Source organism: Dongia sp. (genome assembly GCF_041909655.1).
Lineage (GTDB): Bacteria > Pseudomonadota > Alphaproteobacteria > Dongiales > Dongiaceae > Dongia.
Genome location: NZ_JAYRDA010000012.1, coordinates 55,080 through 68,711, shown reverse-complemented (window position 1 = coordinate 68,711; position 13,632 = coordinate 55,080). Strand labels below are relative to the sequence as shown.

Below are 13,632 nucleotides of genomic sequence, written 5' to 3'. Positions count from 1 at the left end.
CGCCATCCTTATGATGAATTCCGACAGACGAGACCCGCCCATGATCCCAACGCAGCATGACATCCTGATCCGCCACGGTCTGGTGATCGACGGCAGCGGCGCCAAGCGCTTGCCCGCCGACCTCGCCATCGATGGCGACCGCATCACGGCCTTGGGCGATCTCGCCGGTCATCGCGCCAGGACCGAGATCGACGCCACGGGCTTGATTGTCGCCCCGGGCTTCATCGACGCCCATGCCCATGACGACATCGCCCTCCTCGACCAGCCCGACATGCGCATGAAGGTGAGCCAGGGCTGCACCACGGTGATCGTCGGCAATTGCGGCTTCAGCGCGGCACCCCTCACGCCCCGCGAAACCTATCCGGACGATTTCCTGCTGGGCGATGAAAGCTGGTACCGCTTTCCGCGCATCGCCGATTATTTCGCCCATCTCGATCATCAGCCGGCGGCGGTCAACGCGGCGGCCCTGGTCGGCCATGCCGCCTTGCGCGCGGAATCCGTGGGCGACCTCACCCGTCCGGCGACACCCGCCGAGATCGCCCAGATGCGCGCCCGCCTGGAGGAAGCCCTCGCCGACGGCGCCATCGGCTTCTCGACCGGGCTCGAATACCCAAGCTCCCGCGCCGCCGACACCGGCGAGATCGTGGCCCTCGCCGAGATCGCCGGCAAGGCGGGGGCCGTCTACACCACCCATACGCGGAATTACGACCATCATTTCCGGGAAGCGCTCGACGAGGCATTGGAGATCGGCCGCCGCGCCGCGGTGCCGGTCGTGCTCTCCCATCACCAGGGCGACGGGCCGGAGAATGCCGGCCATGTCGCCTGGTCCCTCCCGCGGATCGATGAAGCGCGCAATGCGCAGCCAGTCGGCCTCGACGTCTATCCCTACAATGCCGCCGCCACCATCATCGATCCGGTCTTCGTGCTCTCCGCCGCGCGCGTGCTGATCAATTCCTCGCAGCCGCATCCCGAGATGGCCGGGCGCGAGCTGGACGAGATCGCCGCCGAATGGAGCATCGATCGCGAAGCGGCGGCGGTGAAGCTGTCGCCCGGTGGCGCCATCTATTTCTGCCAGGACGAGCAGGATGTACAAGCAATCCTGACCTATCCGCCGACCATGATCGGCTCTGATGGTCTCCCTGGCGGCGAGATCAATCATCCCCGCCTCTGGGGCAGCTTCCCGCGCGTGCTGGGTCATTACGTCCGCGAGCTCGGCCTCTTCGACCTGGAAACCGCGATCCACAAGATGACGGGTTTGACCGCCAAAAGATTTGGACTCATCGATCGCGGCAAACTGGCTGAGGGCGCCTATGCCGATGTCACAGTCTTCGATCCTGACGTTGTCATCGACCGCGCCACCTTCACCGCGCCCAGCGCCGAGAGTCTCGGCATCCAACATGTGCTGGTAAATGGGGCCTTTGTGTGGCGCGACAGCAAGCCGACAGGCGCGCGCAGCGGCCGCCCCTTGAAGCGCGAAACACGCCTTGCCTCGCTAACACTTTCTCAACCACATGTGACCGAGATCGCAGACTTTTGATCAAAACGCACACCATAAATGCGGCGATGTTGTTGGCGACTCATGGGTAATCGTTCTATATGTCAAGAGAGAAAGTATTCGAGCGTTTTAGCAGGTTGCCGTGTCCCCATTTTCGATAAAGAACCGTCTTCCAGCCAACCGCAGGTTGCTGGCGAGGCGCGCGTTCTTGGTGGGGCTGGGCGGGATCGGCGCGGCGGGGGCCTTCGGCCTCACTTTGCTCGATTTCGGTTCCGCCGAAAGCGGCCTTTCCGGTGCCGCGAAAGCGCAGGATCTCAGCTATTTCCGCATCGGCGCCGGGGCGCCTGGCACGGCTGTCTATGATCTCGCCGGCCTGATCAGCGGTGCCATCAGCAATCCGCCCGGCTCGCGCACCTGCGAGGAAGGCGGCTCCTGCGGCATTCCCGGCATGATCGGCCTTGCGCAAACCTCTACCGGATCGGTCGACAATCTCGGCCTGCTGCGCGACCAGGCGATTGAATCCGCCGTCGCCCAATCCGACATCGCCTATCTCGCCTATGCCGGCAAGGACGTCTTCAAGTCCAAGGGTGCCGCCAAGGATTTCCGCGCCATCGCCGGTCTCGGCCGCATCAACGTCAAGATCATCGTCGCCGCGGATTCCGACATCACCGAGATCACGTCACTCAAGGGCAAGCGCGTCAATCTGGGTCTCGAGAACAGCGACAACCTGATCACCGCGCGCCAGGTGCTGGCCCATTACGGCCTCACCCTGAAGCGCTACAAGCCGAGCTATGAGGATGTCGGCACTGCCGGCGAAAAGCTGAAATCGGGCAAGCTCGACGCCATGGTCGTGGTCGACGCGCCGGACAGCCGCGACGTGACGGCTTTGGCCGAGGCGATGCCGATCCGCCTTCTCCCCATTGTCGGCGCGGTGGCTGACAAGATCGTCAAGGGAACGCCCTATTATCAGGCCAGCTCGATCACCGCCGACCGCTTCAAGGGCGTGCCGCAGACCCAGACCCTGGAACTGGTCGCGATCTGGCTGGTCTCCAAGGAACTCGACGAAGAGGTCGCCTACGAGCTCACCCGCGCCGTCTGGTCGGTGACCAGCCGCAAGCTCCAGGACCAGGCTTCGGCCAGCGGCCGGCCGCTCGATCTCGATCTTGCTCTGGCCGGCATCAGCGTGCCCTTCCATCCGGGCGCCTTGCGCTATTACGACCAGCAGGGCGTGACCCGCTTCCTGCCCGCCGCCTTGCGTCCCGGCACCGACGGCGAAGTGGCGCCCCCTGCGAGCACGACGACGAATTGAGGCGGCGCTAAGACGCCACCTCCCGCTCCTGCCGCGCCGCCTGCCATACTTCACGGGCCGCATCGGCATTCATCGCGGCAATGCCCAACCCCACCACCAGATCCGGCCAATGTGATGGCCAAGCCAGGGTGAGCAGGCCGGCGGCGATGATGGCGAGATTGGCATAGGCATCGTTGCGGGCCGAGAGAAAGGCAGCCTTGGTGAGACTGCCGCTGGCGCGGCGGAACCGCGCCAGCATCAAGGCACAGGTGAGGTTCACCGCCAGGGCGCCGGCACCGGCAAGACCCAACGGCACCGCATCCGGCGGCACGCCGGCATTGAAGCGTTCCCACGCGGTCCAAAGCGCAGCGAGGCTGGGCACAAGCAGCAGCGCCGCAAGCCCCATGCCGACGCGCGCCCGGCTGGCGGCAGACCAGCCCAACGCCAACAGGATCAGGAGATTGACCGAGGTGTCTTCGAGAAAGTCGATGCTGTCCGCGAACAGCGCGACCGAGCCGATGGTGAGCGCCACCGCGAACTCGATGCCGAAATAACCGAGATTGGCGGCGGCCACAAAAGCGACGACACGGCGCAGGCTGTTGTCGCCATCGACCGTCATGCTCGCTACCCCCGATACGCCACCAGCATCGCGCCGGCGGCGATGAGCGCCACCCCCGCCCAATTGGCGCCGGAGAGTTTCTCGCCCAGGAACAGGACACCGAACAGAGCCACCAGCACGACACTCAGCTTGTCGATCGGAGCCACCCGCGCCGCGTCGCCGATCTTGAGGGCACGGAAGTAGCAGAGCCAGGAGGCGCCGGTCGCAAGCCCCGAGAGCACCAGAAAGAGATAGGTACGCGGGCTGACCGAGCCGAAGGATTGCCATTGATCGCTCGCCACCAGGATCGCGGCGATGGCTGCCAATATGACAATCGTGCGAATGAAGGTCGCGAAATCCGCGCCGACATTCTCGACGCCGATCTTGCCGAAGATCGCGGTCAGTGCCGCGAAGGTGGCCGACAGGATCGCCCAGAACTGCCAGGTGAGGACGAGGCTTTTCACCGCAAGCCCCAGCGCATCGCCGCCAATCCCAGCGCGATACCGGCAAGGCTCAGCAGCACGGAAGCGAGGACATAGATCACTGCCTGACCCAATGCCCCCCGCTCATAGAGCAGCGCCGCATCCAGCGAGAAGGCCGAAAAGGTCGTGAACCCGCCCAGGATGCCGGTGGTCAGGAACAGGCGCCAGGCCTGCGAGGCCTCGCCCTTCAGGGCGAAATAGCCGGCGATCAGGCCCATGACGAGCGAACCGACGATATTGACGGTCAGGGTTCCCGCAGGGAATCCGCCTCCGAACAGGCGCAGGCTGGCGACGTTGACGCCGTGCCGCAGCGCGCCGCCGATCCCCGCCCCCAGGAATACGATCAGGTAGTTCATGCGGCCGCCCTCATCCCTTCGCTCATCGACTCGCCGGTTCGAGCCCCCCAATTGTCATTGCCCGCAGCCTGGGCGCAATATGGCTGACCAATATGGCAGCAACGGGCAGCCGATTCTGGGGGATGCGAGAATGGTGATGCGGCGAATAGCGGCCCGATACCTGGCTGTTCTTGGAATGCTGCTGGCCGTCCTTCTGGGCACCGGCATCCCGGCTTCGGCACAATCCGATACCCCGCCGGAAAAGGTGCAGGAGCTGTTGCGCCTGCTCGACGATCCTGCCGTGCGCGATTGGGTGGCGCGGCAAGGCACCGGACCAGCAACAACGCCAACACCCTCCATGGCCGATGTCACCATGAATCCCGGCCATTTCATGGACCAGCGCCTGATCAGTGTCCGCGCCCATATCGACCAGCTCATTGCCGCGATCCCGCTCGTTCCCACCGAGTTTGCGACCTTGCGGGACCGGCTCATGGTGGAATTGTCCGATCGTGGCGGGCTGGAAGTTCTGGCCCTCATCGCCGCCTTTCTCGGCCTGGGCGTGGTGGCGGAACTCCTCTTCTGGCATTTCACCAAGGGGGCACAGCGCTGGATCGTCGGGGTCAATCTCGCCACCTCGGCCGAGCGCCTGCGCGCCGCCGGCATCCGGCTTGCCTTCTCGCTGGGCATCGTCGCCTCCTTCGCCGTGGGCAGTGTCGGTGCCTTTCTCGCCTTCGACTGGCCGCCCTTGCTCCGTGAAATCGTGCTCGGCTATCTGGTGGCGTTCCTGGCGACGCGCGTCGCCCTCGCCCTCGCCCGCTTCGCCTTGGCACCCGGTGGCGAGCGGTTCCGTCTGGTGCCCATGACGACGGATTCGGCCTGGTTCTGGTACCGCCGCATCGGCATCGCAATCGGCTGGCTTTGCCTCGGCTGGGTGACGGTCGCCTTGCTGCACCGGCTGGACGTCTTCATGCCGGTCCATGCACTGGTCGCCTATACGCTGGGACTGGTCCTGCTCGGCATCGGCATCGAGGCCTGCTGGCGCCGGCCGGTCCAGGATAACGGCGGGCAGGCAGCGCATAATCACCGCCGGCTCAAGAACGGCTTGATCACCGCCTATTTCATTCTGCTGTGGCTGCTTTGGGTGGCAACCGCGATCCCTCTCTTCTGGCTGGCCGTGGTCATCGTCGGCCTGCCGGTCTCGATCCGCTTCACCCGCCGTGCGGTCAATCATATCCTGCAACCCGCCGGTACCGAAGAGGCGCGCCAGATCCGCGGCCTGGCCGAGGTCAGCCTCGATCGCGGCCTCCGCGCACTCCTGATCATCGCCGCCGCCTTGCTGCTTGCTCACGCCTGGAATGTCGACCTCGTCGCCATGACCATGATGCAGGATACGCTGATGACCAAACTGCTGCGCGGCGTTCTCAGCGCCGTGGTCATCGTGCTGGTGGCGGAATTCCTGTGGAATGCGCTGCGCGCCGCCATCGATGTGCAATTACAGGGTGCCATCGCCGCCGGTCATGCCGATGACGAAGCCTCGCGCCGCCGGGCACGCCTGCGCACCCTGCTGCCGATCCTGCGTAACGTGCTGTTCATCGTCATCTTCGTGATCGCCGTCCTCATGGTGCTTTCCAGCCTCGGCATCGAAATCGGCCCGCTCATCGCCGGTGCCGGCGTGGTCGGCGTCGCGGTCGGCTTCGGCGCGCAGACCCTGGTGAAGGACGTCATCAGCGGCATGTTCTATCTTTTGGACGATGCCTTCCGCGTCGGCGAATACATCCAGAGCGGTTCCTATAAGGGCACGGTCGAATCCTTCAGCCTGCGTTCGGTCAAGCTGCGCCATCATCGCGGACCGCTTTACACGGTCCCCTTCGGCGAACTCGGCGCCGTGCAGAACATGAGCCGCGACTGGGTAATCGACAAACTCACTATCGGCATCACCTATGACAGCGACCTCGACAAGGCGCGGAAACTGATCAAGGAAGTAGGCAAGACGCTGGCCGCCGATCCCGAATTCGCCCCACATATCCTGGAGCCGATGAAGATGCAGGGTGTCGAGCAATTCGGCGATTACGCGATCCAGATCCGCGTCAAGATGATGACCAAGCCCGGCGAACAATTCACCATCCGAAGAAAGGCGCTCGCCATGATCCGCCAGGCCTTCAACCAGAACGGCATCAAATTCGCCCAACCGACGGTGCAGGTCGCCAGCGGCGCCGATCACACCGACGCCGCGATCGCCAAGCAGGCGATCGACATGGCGGCGGCGAAGCCGGTGGAGGAGTGACGCGCAGCCTTTTTGCTGACCGTCATCCCCGGGCATGACGAACTTTCTTATTGGACCCGACATACAAAAAATATCGTCATGGTCCGCGCAGGCGGACCATCCACGAGTTTATTGGCGACTGAAGAAAGCAACTCGTGGATCCTCCGCCTTCGCGGAGGATGACGGTCTGTTCGCGGAAGGCTGCTTCTACCCCACCACCTCGACCCGGATCCGGAAGACGCCCGGTTCCGGCTCGGAACCTTCCAGCAGCTTGTTCCCCGTCACCTCGCAGAAATGCGCGAAGTCCTTGGGGGCACCGGGATCGGTGGCGTCGATTTCCAGGATGTCGCCGGGCGACAGTTCCTTGATGAGCTTGCGGGCCTTCAGGACCGGGATCGGGCATTTGAGGCCGCGCGCGTCATAGGTCTTGATCATGCTGTCGCTCTGTTTTGCTTCGCCATCTTCGCCTCGCGCGTCGCCTGCCAGCTTTCGAGAATGCTGGCACTGACGATAAGGACACCACCCAGGATCTTGTTCCAGCCCAGATCCTCGCCGGCCAGCAGCGCGCCGGAGCCCACACCCACCACCACCTCGAACATCATCAGGATATTGGCGCGGCCGGGCGAGAGCCGTGCCGCCCCCCAGAGGCTTAACACGAGCGACGGGACCACCCAGATGACGAAGGTAGCGAGGATCCAGGGCGTCGCCGCCAGCAAGGTTGCATTGTCCGGCCAGGCCGCGGGCATCAAGGTGGCATCGACCAGGAAGAAGACCGCGAGGCCGATCGGCAAGGCGCAGATGAATTGCAGAACGCTTTTGTCGAGCACGGGAATCCGCGGCCACATGCGCGCGGTGAGCAAGGCGATGGCCCAACACAGACCGGCGACCAGCCCCATCCATTCCGGAAAGTTGGAGGGCCAGGGCATGCGGCCATGGCCGCCTTGCAGCACCAGCAAGCCGATCAGCGCCAGCCCGATCCCCGCCCAGCGCAAGGGTGAGATGGCGATCTTGAGGAAGATGCGTTCGAGAACGGTCGACCAGATCGGCGACAGATAGAACATGAGGACGATCATGCCGATCTCACCCGTCACCACCGCCATCGCAAAAAGAATGTTGCAAAGGGCAAGCGGCGCCGCGCAGAACAGCAAGCCCTTGGCGTCGGCCCTGACCCGCTGCCAGCGGAAGAACAGCACCGGCAGCAGCAGGATGGCCGGCAGGCCATAGACCAATGTTCCGCCCAGCGTCGCCGGGACACCTGAAGCGCCTATTTCCCGAAGGCCGATCCACATCGTGCCCCAGAATAACGTCGAGCCCAGCATGGCGAGGCTCGGCCACAACACGCCGCCATTGCCGGCGGGGGCGACGAAAGACGGATTGCTGCTCATGCCAACTGGCTCCAGCCGGCGGCGATCGCTTCCTGCTCCTGCGCTAGGATCACGTCATAGACATCCTCGTCCAGCACGGCGACGGATTCCAGCAACAGTGCCTCGCGGCATTCCTCCAGCGCGGGATCGCCGCAGGCGGCACTGAGGCCGGCGCGCAGACAGCCCAGATTCTCGACCGGCGTCTCCAGGCTGGTGATGAACGGCAGACAGGGCGCCGAGGCGGTCCTGGCAAACACGCGCAGACCTTCGGCCTCCTTGGGTGCATGTGCCGACAGCAAGGCCCAGGTGACGCAATCCACGGCGCAGAAATCGACCACACCGGCTTTCACCATCGAAATCGACCGGCGATGCGCGCCGCTTTCGATGGCCCCACCCAGCGAGCCGGGCGCCACACCTTGTTTGGCGAGGTAGTGACGCAGGATGTTGTAGCCGGATTGCGAATCCGTGCCGTTGAAGGCGACCTTGTATCCGGCGAGATCGGTAGCGGTCCGGGCCGGGTCGTCATCGCGCAGGATCACGAGGCTGCAATAGGTGTTTTCCCCGCAGCCTTCGGCACGATAGCTGGGTGTCGCGAGATAGCGGACCCGGTCCCGGAGGATATGCGTGAGCGGGTAGCCGCAGGTCTGCGAGAGCAGCAATTTCTGCTCCAGCCAATGCACATAGAGCTCTTCCGGCTTCACCCGTGCTTGCGGAATGCCGGTGACGCCGGTGGCAATCAAATGACTGCGCAGGCCTTGCCAGAATTCCTCGGTCGCCGCTGCGATCTCCGGCAAGTCATACATCGGCAGGGCAACAATCATGAACGGGCTCTCATCTCGGGAAAGGGTAAAGGTCAGAACGGCAGAGAATCGTCATCCGTGACGGCGAATTGCGGCAGGCCATCGGCGATGTCGCTGTAATCCCCCTTGTCGGCAACGAAGATGTGCTCCCGCGCGCGCAGGCCGGTCGGCGGGTTGAGACAGCCTGCGGCGATCGAAACCGCATCGCCGCCATTCCGTTCCCAGAACATCGAGGAGCCGCAGATCTTGCATGAGCCGCGCCGGGCGATGTCGGACGAGCGGTACCAATGCAGATGCTCCTTGCCGACAAGATCGATCTGCGCCCAGGCCGCCCGGCTATAGGCGGGCGCGTCGCCATGCCAGCGCCGGCATTGGCCGCAATGACAGATGCCGATATCGGCCATGGGTCCGTTGATCGTCATCTGCACCGCGCCGCAGAGGCAGTTCCCGGTATGGGTATCAGGCTGCTTGGCCTCTCTCGGCAAGGGCGGCACGGGGGCGATCGGGTCGGCATGGGCGGAGGACCCGGCATATTGCGGCAGGTCCGACCCGATATCCTGGTAATCGCCGCGATGATTGACCCAGATATGCCGGTCGGCGCGGAGGCCGGTGGGGGAGTAGAGCGACCCCATGGCGATGTCGAGATCCGCGCCATCCACCTGGCGCCAGAACAGGCTCGATCCGCAGGTTCCACAGAAACCGCGCTCGGAACTGGGGCTGGAGCGGTACCAGCGCAATTTCCCGGCGCCGGCAAGGCGCACATCCATCTTCGGCGTGGATGTGTAGGTTCCGGGCGAACCATGCCAGCGCCGGCACATGCCGCAATGGCAGATGGTCGGCGCCTTCAATTTCCCGGTCAGCTCGAAGTTTACCTCTCCGCAGAGGCAGGCCCCGCGGATCACGAAAGGTATCCCATTCTTAACCATCCTTGCCGCTCTCGGGCCGAGCATAACGAGGGAAACGCGGGTGGGTAGAAGTTTTTCTTCATTGCTGAAATGTCACAATTCGAGATACAAATATCCGTACCACTTATGGGCTTTTAAGGATCATGTCGGTTGACGCCATTTCCGCTGACCCCTCGCGGAAGATGAATAAGGGGGATGCCGGTCGGCACGGATATGTGGCGGACCTGCCCACGCTTTTCCTCGGATTTGGCATCTATACCGGCTATTTCCTCCTCACCTGGAATTATCACGCTTTGCCCTGGTGGGCCGTTCTGGCCCTCGGCGCGCCGCTGATCTGCCTTCATGGCTCGCTGCAGCATGAAGCGGTGCATGGCTATCCCTTCCGCTCAACCTTCCTCAACCGCCTCTTCGCCGGCTGGTCGCTGTGGCTGTGGATGCCCTATGACATTTACGTCCGCAGCCATCTCAAGCATCATATCGACGAGGACCTGACTCAGCCGGGGATCGATCCGGAATCGAATTACGTGACACCCGCGCAATGGCAGAAGATGTCGCCGCTTCATCGTCTGGTACGTCAGGCGATGCGCAGCATGGCCGGGCGGCTGTTGCTGGGTCCGGCCTACTACACCATCCATCTCGCCGACGATCTGATGCGGCACCTCATCACCTGGGATCTCCCCAAGCTGAAGCCCTGGGCCTGGCATGTGCCGAGCACGGCATTGGTTCTCTATTGGGTGGCGGGGGTTTGCGACATCGCGCCCTGGGAGTACATCCTGCTCATCGCCTATCCCGGCACCTCGATGGCGCTGCTGCGCTCCTATGCCGAGCATCGGGCGCGGCCGGATGAGAAGCAGCGCACCATCGTCCTGGAAGCCGGACCGTTCTGGAGCGTCATGTTCCTGTGGAACAACCTCCACGCCCTCCACCACCACGAGCCGGGCCTCGCCTGGTGGAAGCGGCCGCGGCGTTACCGGGAATTGAAGGCGATGCTGATCGAGGGGAACGGAAACTACTTCGTCTCCGGCGGTTACGCCGCCCTGGCGCGGGCCTATCTGTTCACCCCCAAGGAACCCCTGATCCATCCGGGGTTTGGTGCCAGCGAACCGATTAGCTAATCGATTAGCTAATCGATTAGCTGGCGGATTTCCGCCATTTTTCTCAGATCTGTTTTACCCCGCCCTCTTCCTTCCTCTTGGCGATGAAAGCCTGCATCGATTCCGCGACACCAGGATCGATCGGCGGCATCTCGTAATCGCTGAGGGCCTGCTTCCAGAGGGTGTTCGCCCGCTGCGCCGCATCCTGGGCACCGCCGAGGCGCCAATTCTCAAAATTGCGCCAATCGGAGACCAGCGGTGAATAGAAGGCCGTCTCGTAACGCTCCAGGGTATGGGCGCAGCCGAAGAAATGGCCGCCCGGGCCAACCTCCTTCATCGCCTCGAAACCGAGGGCTGCTTCGGAGGTATCGAGGGGCTGCATGAACTCGACCATGCCCTGGATCATCTCGGCATCGATCACCATCTTCTCGAACGACGCCACCAAGCCGCCTTCCATCCAGCCCGCCCCGTGGAGGATGAGATTGGCATGGCCCATGACGGCGCCCCAGAGCGACATCTCGGATTCGTAAGCCGCCTGGGCATCCACCGTGTTGGCGGCGCAGGCATTCGAGGAGCGATAGGGAAAACCATAGCGCCGCGCCAATTGCCCGCCCGCCATGGCAGCGCGGGTATATTCCGGCGTGCCGAAAGCGGGTGCCCCGGTCTTCATGTCGACATTCGAGGTGAAACCGCCATAGACGCAAGGCACACCCGGATTGACCATCTGTGTGAACGCGAGGCCCGCTAGCGCCTCGGCATTCGCCTGCGCGAGCGCACCCGCGATGGTAGCCGGCGCCATGGCACCGGAGAGGGTGAAGGGTGTGAGGACGATCGGCTGCCCGGCTTTCGCCATCGCCTGCAGGCCCTGGAGCATCGGCGTGTCGAGACGCAAGGGCGAGTTGCTGTTGATGATCGAGAAGACGCTGGGTTCCTTCGCCAGTTGCTCTTTCGAAATCCCGCGCGCCAGCGCCATCAGTTCGATGGCATCCTCGATGCGTTCATTGCCGAGCGAATAGGGATGCCAGACCTTGTCGGTCAAGGTGGCGGCCATATAGAGCGCATCGAGATGGCGCGTCGCCGGCGGCAGATCGGCAGGCTCAACCGGATAGCCGCCGAGGAATTGCACGACATTGAGCGACTGCGCGAGGCGGACGAGGTTGCAGTAATCCTCGAAATTGCCGGGCCGCCTTCCCTTGTCGAGATCGGAAACATTGGGCGCCGAGGCGACCGAGCCGAAATTGATGTGGTTCTCGCCGAAGGTAAGGTTGTGCGCCGGATTGCGCGCATGGAGCTTGAAGGTCTTCGGCACCGTCTTGATCTTTTCCATGATCAAGGCCGGATCGAAGCGCACCCGGTTCGAGCCCGCCACCACCTCGGCGCCGTTCTCCTTCAGAATGCGCAGCGCGTTCTCCTCCAGGAACTCGATGCCGAGTTCGGAAAGGATGCGGAGCGAGGTCAGATGAATGGCCTCGATCTGGTCGTCGGAGAGCACGCGGATGGGGTCGTAATTGTTGCGGTAGTTGCGCCAGGGGAGCTGCTTCAACCCCTTCGCCTGCCGGGTGTTGCGACGACCGCGCGCCTCGCGCGCTGCTTCGCGTGACATGATCTGCCTCGAAAAAAGAGTTAATTCTGACGACAACGTAGCAAAGGCGCGCCCCGGCGGGGGTCAGAAAGTCTCATAGCGGGCATTCCGGGGGGGAATTTGGGGCGTGATGGAAAGTAGTGCCGTCAACGACAGAACCGGTTGGCACAACTCCCCACCCAACAAAAAAGCGCCGGACCTTGCGGGCCGGCGCTTTTGTTTGTGCGGTGACGGATCGGGTCAGTTCGCGGCGGCGACTTCGGGGGCCGCGACTTCGGGAGCGCCGATGCCTTCCTTGAGACTGATCTTCTTGGTCACGGTCTCGCCGGCCATCACCACGATATTCTCGCTGCCCCACAGCTTCTCGCCGATGCGGGCCACGGCGATGTAGCGGCCTTCGCGCAGCATGATGGTGGGGTCGGGCTTGTCGCTTTGGGCGATGAGTTCGTAGACGCCCGGCGCATTGGGGCGCTGGCGGAGGACCTGCCAGGAGAGATCGCCCATGGCCTTCTTCTTGCCGGGCTTCAGCGCGCTGAGCTTGGCATAGCCGGCATAGAGATTGAGCGTGTACTTGAAGGAATTGCCGCCTTCCAGCGGAATGACGAGGTCGGCCTGGGCGCCCTGATATTTCGCGCGTACGACATAGGAGCCGGCGGGCAGCGAGAAGATGCCGGTGGCGGCCTTCTGCTCGGTCACCTTGACGCCGTTCTCGGTCGCCTGGCCCTTGCTGTATTCATAGACTTCCCAGTGGACCGCTTCCTTGACCGGCTTCTTGCCCTTGCTGAGCTTCAGATTGATCGAGATCTGCGCGGGCGGGCCGGCAACGGGCTTCTTCGCCGCGGCGGCCGTCTTCTTGCCGTTCTCGGTGAGGATGATCGAGCGCGTGGTCGCCTTCTCGCCCACCAGGATCGCCTGGCTGGCCTTGGTCTTGCCCAGGGCCGCGGTGACCACATACTGGCCGGGATCGAGCTTCGCCTTCAGATGCGCGCTCTTGCCCGTGAGGGTCGGCTTCGCCTCGGGCTTGCCGGTTTCCTTGTCGACCTTGACGACGGTCCAGAGGATTTCTTCCGTGACCTCGGGACCACCGGCGCCTTCGACGGCCATGATGGTCACTTCAGCCGCGTGGGCGGCCAACGAGAGTCCGAAAAACAGCGTGAGGCCGGCACTGATCCGAGCCAGCCCATTCATGAGTGAGCGCAACACCGCCCTCCCCTTTTTGATCGATATTCAGGAGGGTTAGTAGATACCTCATCGACTCCCGTCCGGACAAGCCTGAATACTTTTTAGGCAGCCAATCCCGACTTTGTCACAGGGCACGCGACACTCAGCAAATTGCCGCCTTTGGCGTACGCAGATTCCAAAAATGGAGAGCCATAATCGAACTGTCGCAATAAAATCATACAACAAACCAATTCTCGTAAGGGCT

At 63.4% G+C, this 13,632-nt stretch carries 13 protein-coding genes; 4 read left to right on the top strand and 9 right to left on the bottom strand.

Features of this window, described 5'->3' with window-relative positions:
• Window positions 1-40 precede the first annotated feature (40 nt).
• On the top strand, window positions 41-1,537 hold the full coding sequence (locus ACE3PR_RS18980; RefSeq protein WP_374375264.1) for an amidohydrolase family protein: 1,497 nt from the start codon (window positions 41-43) through the stop codon (window positions 1,535-1,537).
• 169 nt (window positions 1,538-1,706) lie between these two features.
• Complete coding sequence (locus ACE3PR_RS18975) at window positions 1,707-2,804, top strand: TAXI family TRAP transporter solute-binding subunit (RefSeq protein WP_374375305.1); 1,098 nt, start codon at window positions 1,707-1,709, stop codon at window positions 2,802-2,804.
• A gap of 7 nt (window positions 2,805-2,811) precedes the next feature.
• Here ACE3PR_RS18975 and ACE3PR_RS18970 read toward each other — a convergent pair whose 3' ends face one another.
• From ACE3PR_RS18970 to crcB, 3 genes are read right to left on the bottom strand one after another with little or no spacing between them, the layout of a single operon-like run.
• Window positions 2,812-3,402 carry a cation transporter gene (locus ACE3PR_RS18970; protein ID WP_374375262.1) on the bottom strand — a complete coding sequence of 197 codons (591 nt, stop codon included), beginning with the start codon at window positions 3,400-3,402 and terminating at the stop codon, window positions 2,812-2,814.
• A 5-nt stretch (window positions 3,403-3,407) separates the two neighbouring features.
• Window positions 3,408-3,845, bottom strand: a complete 438-nt coding sequence (locus tag ACE3PR_RS18965; protein WP_374375260.1) for an EamA family transporter — start codon at window positions 3,843-3,845, stop codon at window positions 3,408-3,410.
• The gene (gene crcB, locus ACE3PR_RS18960; protein WP_374375258.1) at window positions 3,842-4,219 is read right to left on the bottom strand and encodes a fluoride efflux transporter CrcB; all 378 of its coding nucleotides are present in this window, start codon (window positions 4,217-4,219) and stop codon (window positions 3,842-3,844) included. Before crcB ends, ACE3PR_RS18965 begins: the two co-directional genes overlap by 4 nt.
• A 175-nt stretch (window positions 4,220-4,394) precedes the next feature.
• Here crcB and ACE3PR_RS18955 point away from each other — a divergent pair, with 175 nt between their 5' ends.
• Window positions 4,395-6,482, top strand: a complete 2,088-nt coding sequence (locus ACE3PR_RS18955) for a mechanosensitive ion channel family protein (RefSeq protein WP_374375255.1) — start codon at window positions 4,395-4,397, stop codon at window positions 6,480-6,482.
• Window positions 6,483-6,668: 186 nt separating this feature from the next.
• On the opposite strand, the gene ACE3PR_RS18950 is transcribed toward ACE3PR_RS18955, so the two are convergent.
• The 4 genes from ACE3PR_RS18950 to ACE3PR_RS18935 are packed head-to-tail and all read right to left on the bottom strand — an operon-like array spanning window position 6,669 to window position 9,527.
• The gene (locus ACE3PR_RS18950; RefSeq protein ID WP_374375253.1) at window positions 6,669-6,896 is read right to left on the bottom strand and encodes a sulfurtransferase TusA family protein; all 228 of its coding nucleotides are present in this window, start codon (window positions 6,894-6,896) and stop codon (window positions 6,669-6,671) included.
• Window positions 6,893-7,846 (bottom strand): DMT family transporter, encoded by a 954-nt coding sequence (locus ACE3PR_RS18945; protein ID WP_374375251.1) that lies wholly within the window; start codon window positions 7,844-7,846, stop codon window positions 6,893-6,895. Before ACE3PR_RS18945 ends, ACE3PR_RS18950 begins: the two co-directional genes overlap by 4 nt.
• Window positions 7,843-8,646: a phosphate/phosphite/phosphonate ABC transporter substrate-binding protein gene (locus ACE3PR_RS18940; RefSeq protein ID WP_374375249.1), complete on the bottom strand. Its 804-nt coding sequence runs from the start codon at window positions 8,644-8,646 to the stop codon at window positions 7,843-7,845. The genes ACE3PR_RS18945 and ACE3PR_RS18940 overlap by 4 nt, the downstream gene beginning before the upstream one ends.
• Before the next feature lie 32 nt (window positions 8,647-8,678).
• Window positions 8,679-9,527 (bottom strand): GFA family protein, encoded by an 849-nt coding sequence (locus tag ACE3PR_RS18935; RefSeq protein WP_374375246.1) that lies wholly within the window; start codon window positions 9,525-9,527, stop codon window positions 8,679-8,681.
• Between the two features lie 218 nt (window positions 9,528-9,745).
• On the opposite strand from ACE3PR_RS18935, the gene ACE3PR_RS18930 reads away from it, so the two are divergent.
• Window positions 9,746-10,645: a fatty acid desaturase gene (locus ACE3PR_RS18930; protein ID WP_374375244.1), complete on the top strand. Its 900-nt coding sequence runs from the start codon at window positions 9,746-9,748 to the stop codon at window positions 10,643-10,645.
• Window positions 10,646-10,688: 43 nt separating this feature from the next.
• Here ACE3PR_RS18930 and ACE3PR_RS18925 read toward each other — a convergent pair whose 3' ends face one another.
• Window positions 10,689-12,227, bottom strand: coding sequence for a trimethylamine methyltransferase family protein (locus ACE3PR_RS18925; RefSeq protein WP_374375242.1), 1,539 nt, complete (start codon window positions 12,225-12,227; stop codon window positions 10,689-10,691).
• 219 nt (window positions 12,228-12,446) lie between these two features.
• A complete protein-coding gene (locus ACE3PR_RS18920; protein ID WP_374375239.1) occupies window positions 12,447-13,409 on the bottom strand; it encodes a hypothetical protein in 963 nt (320 codons plus the stop codon).
• Window positions 13,410-13,632 lie beyond the last annotated feature (223 nt).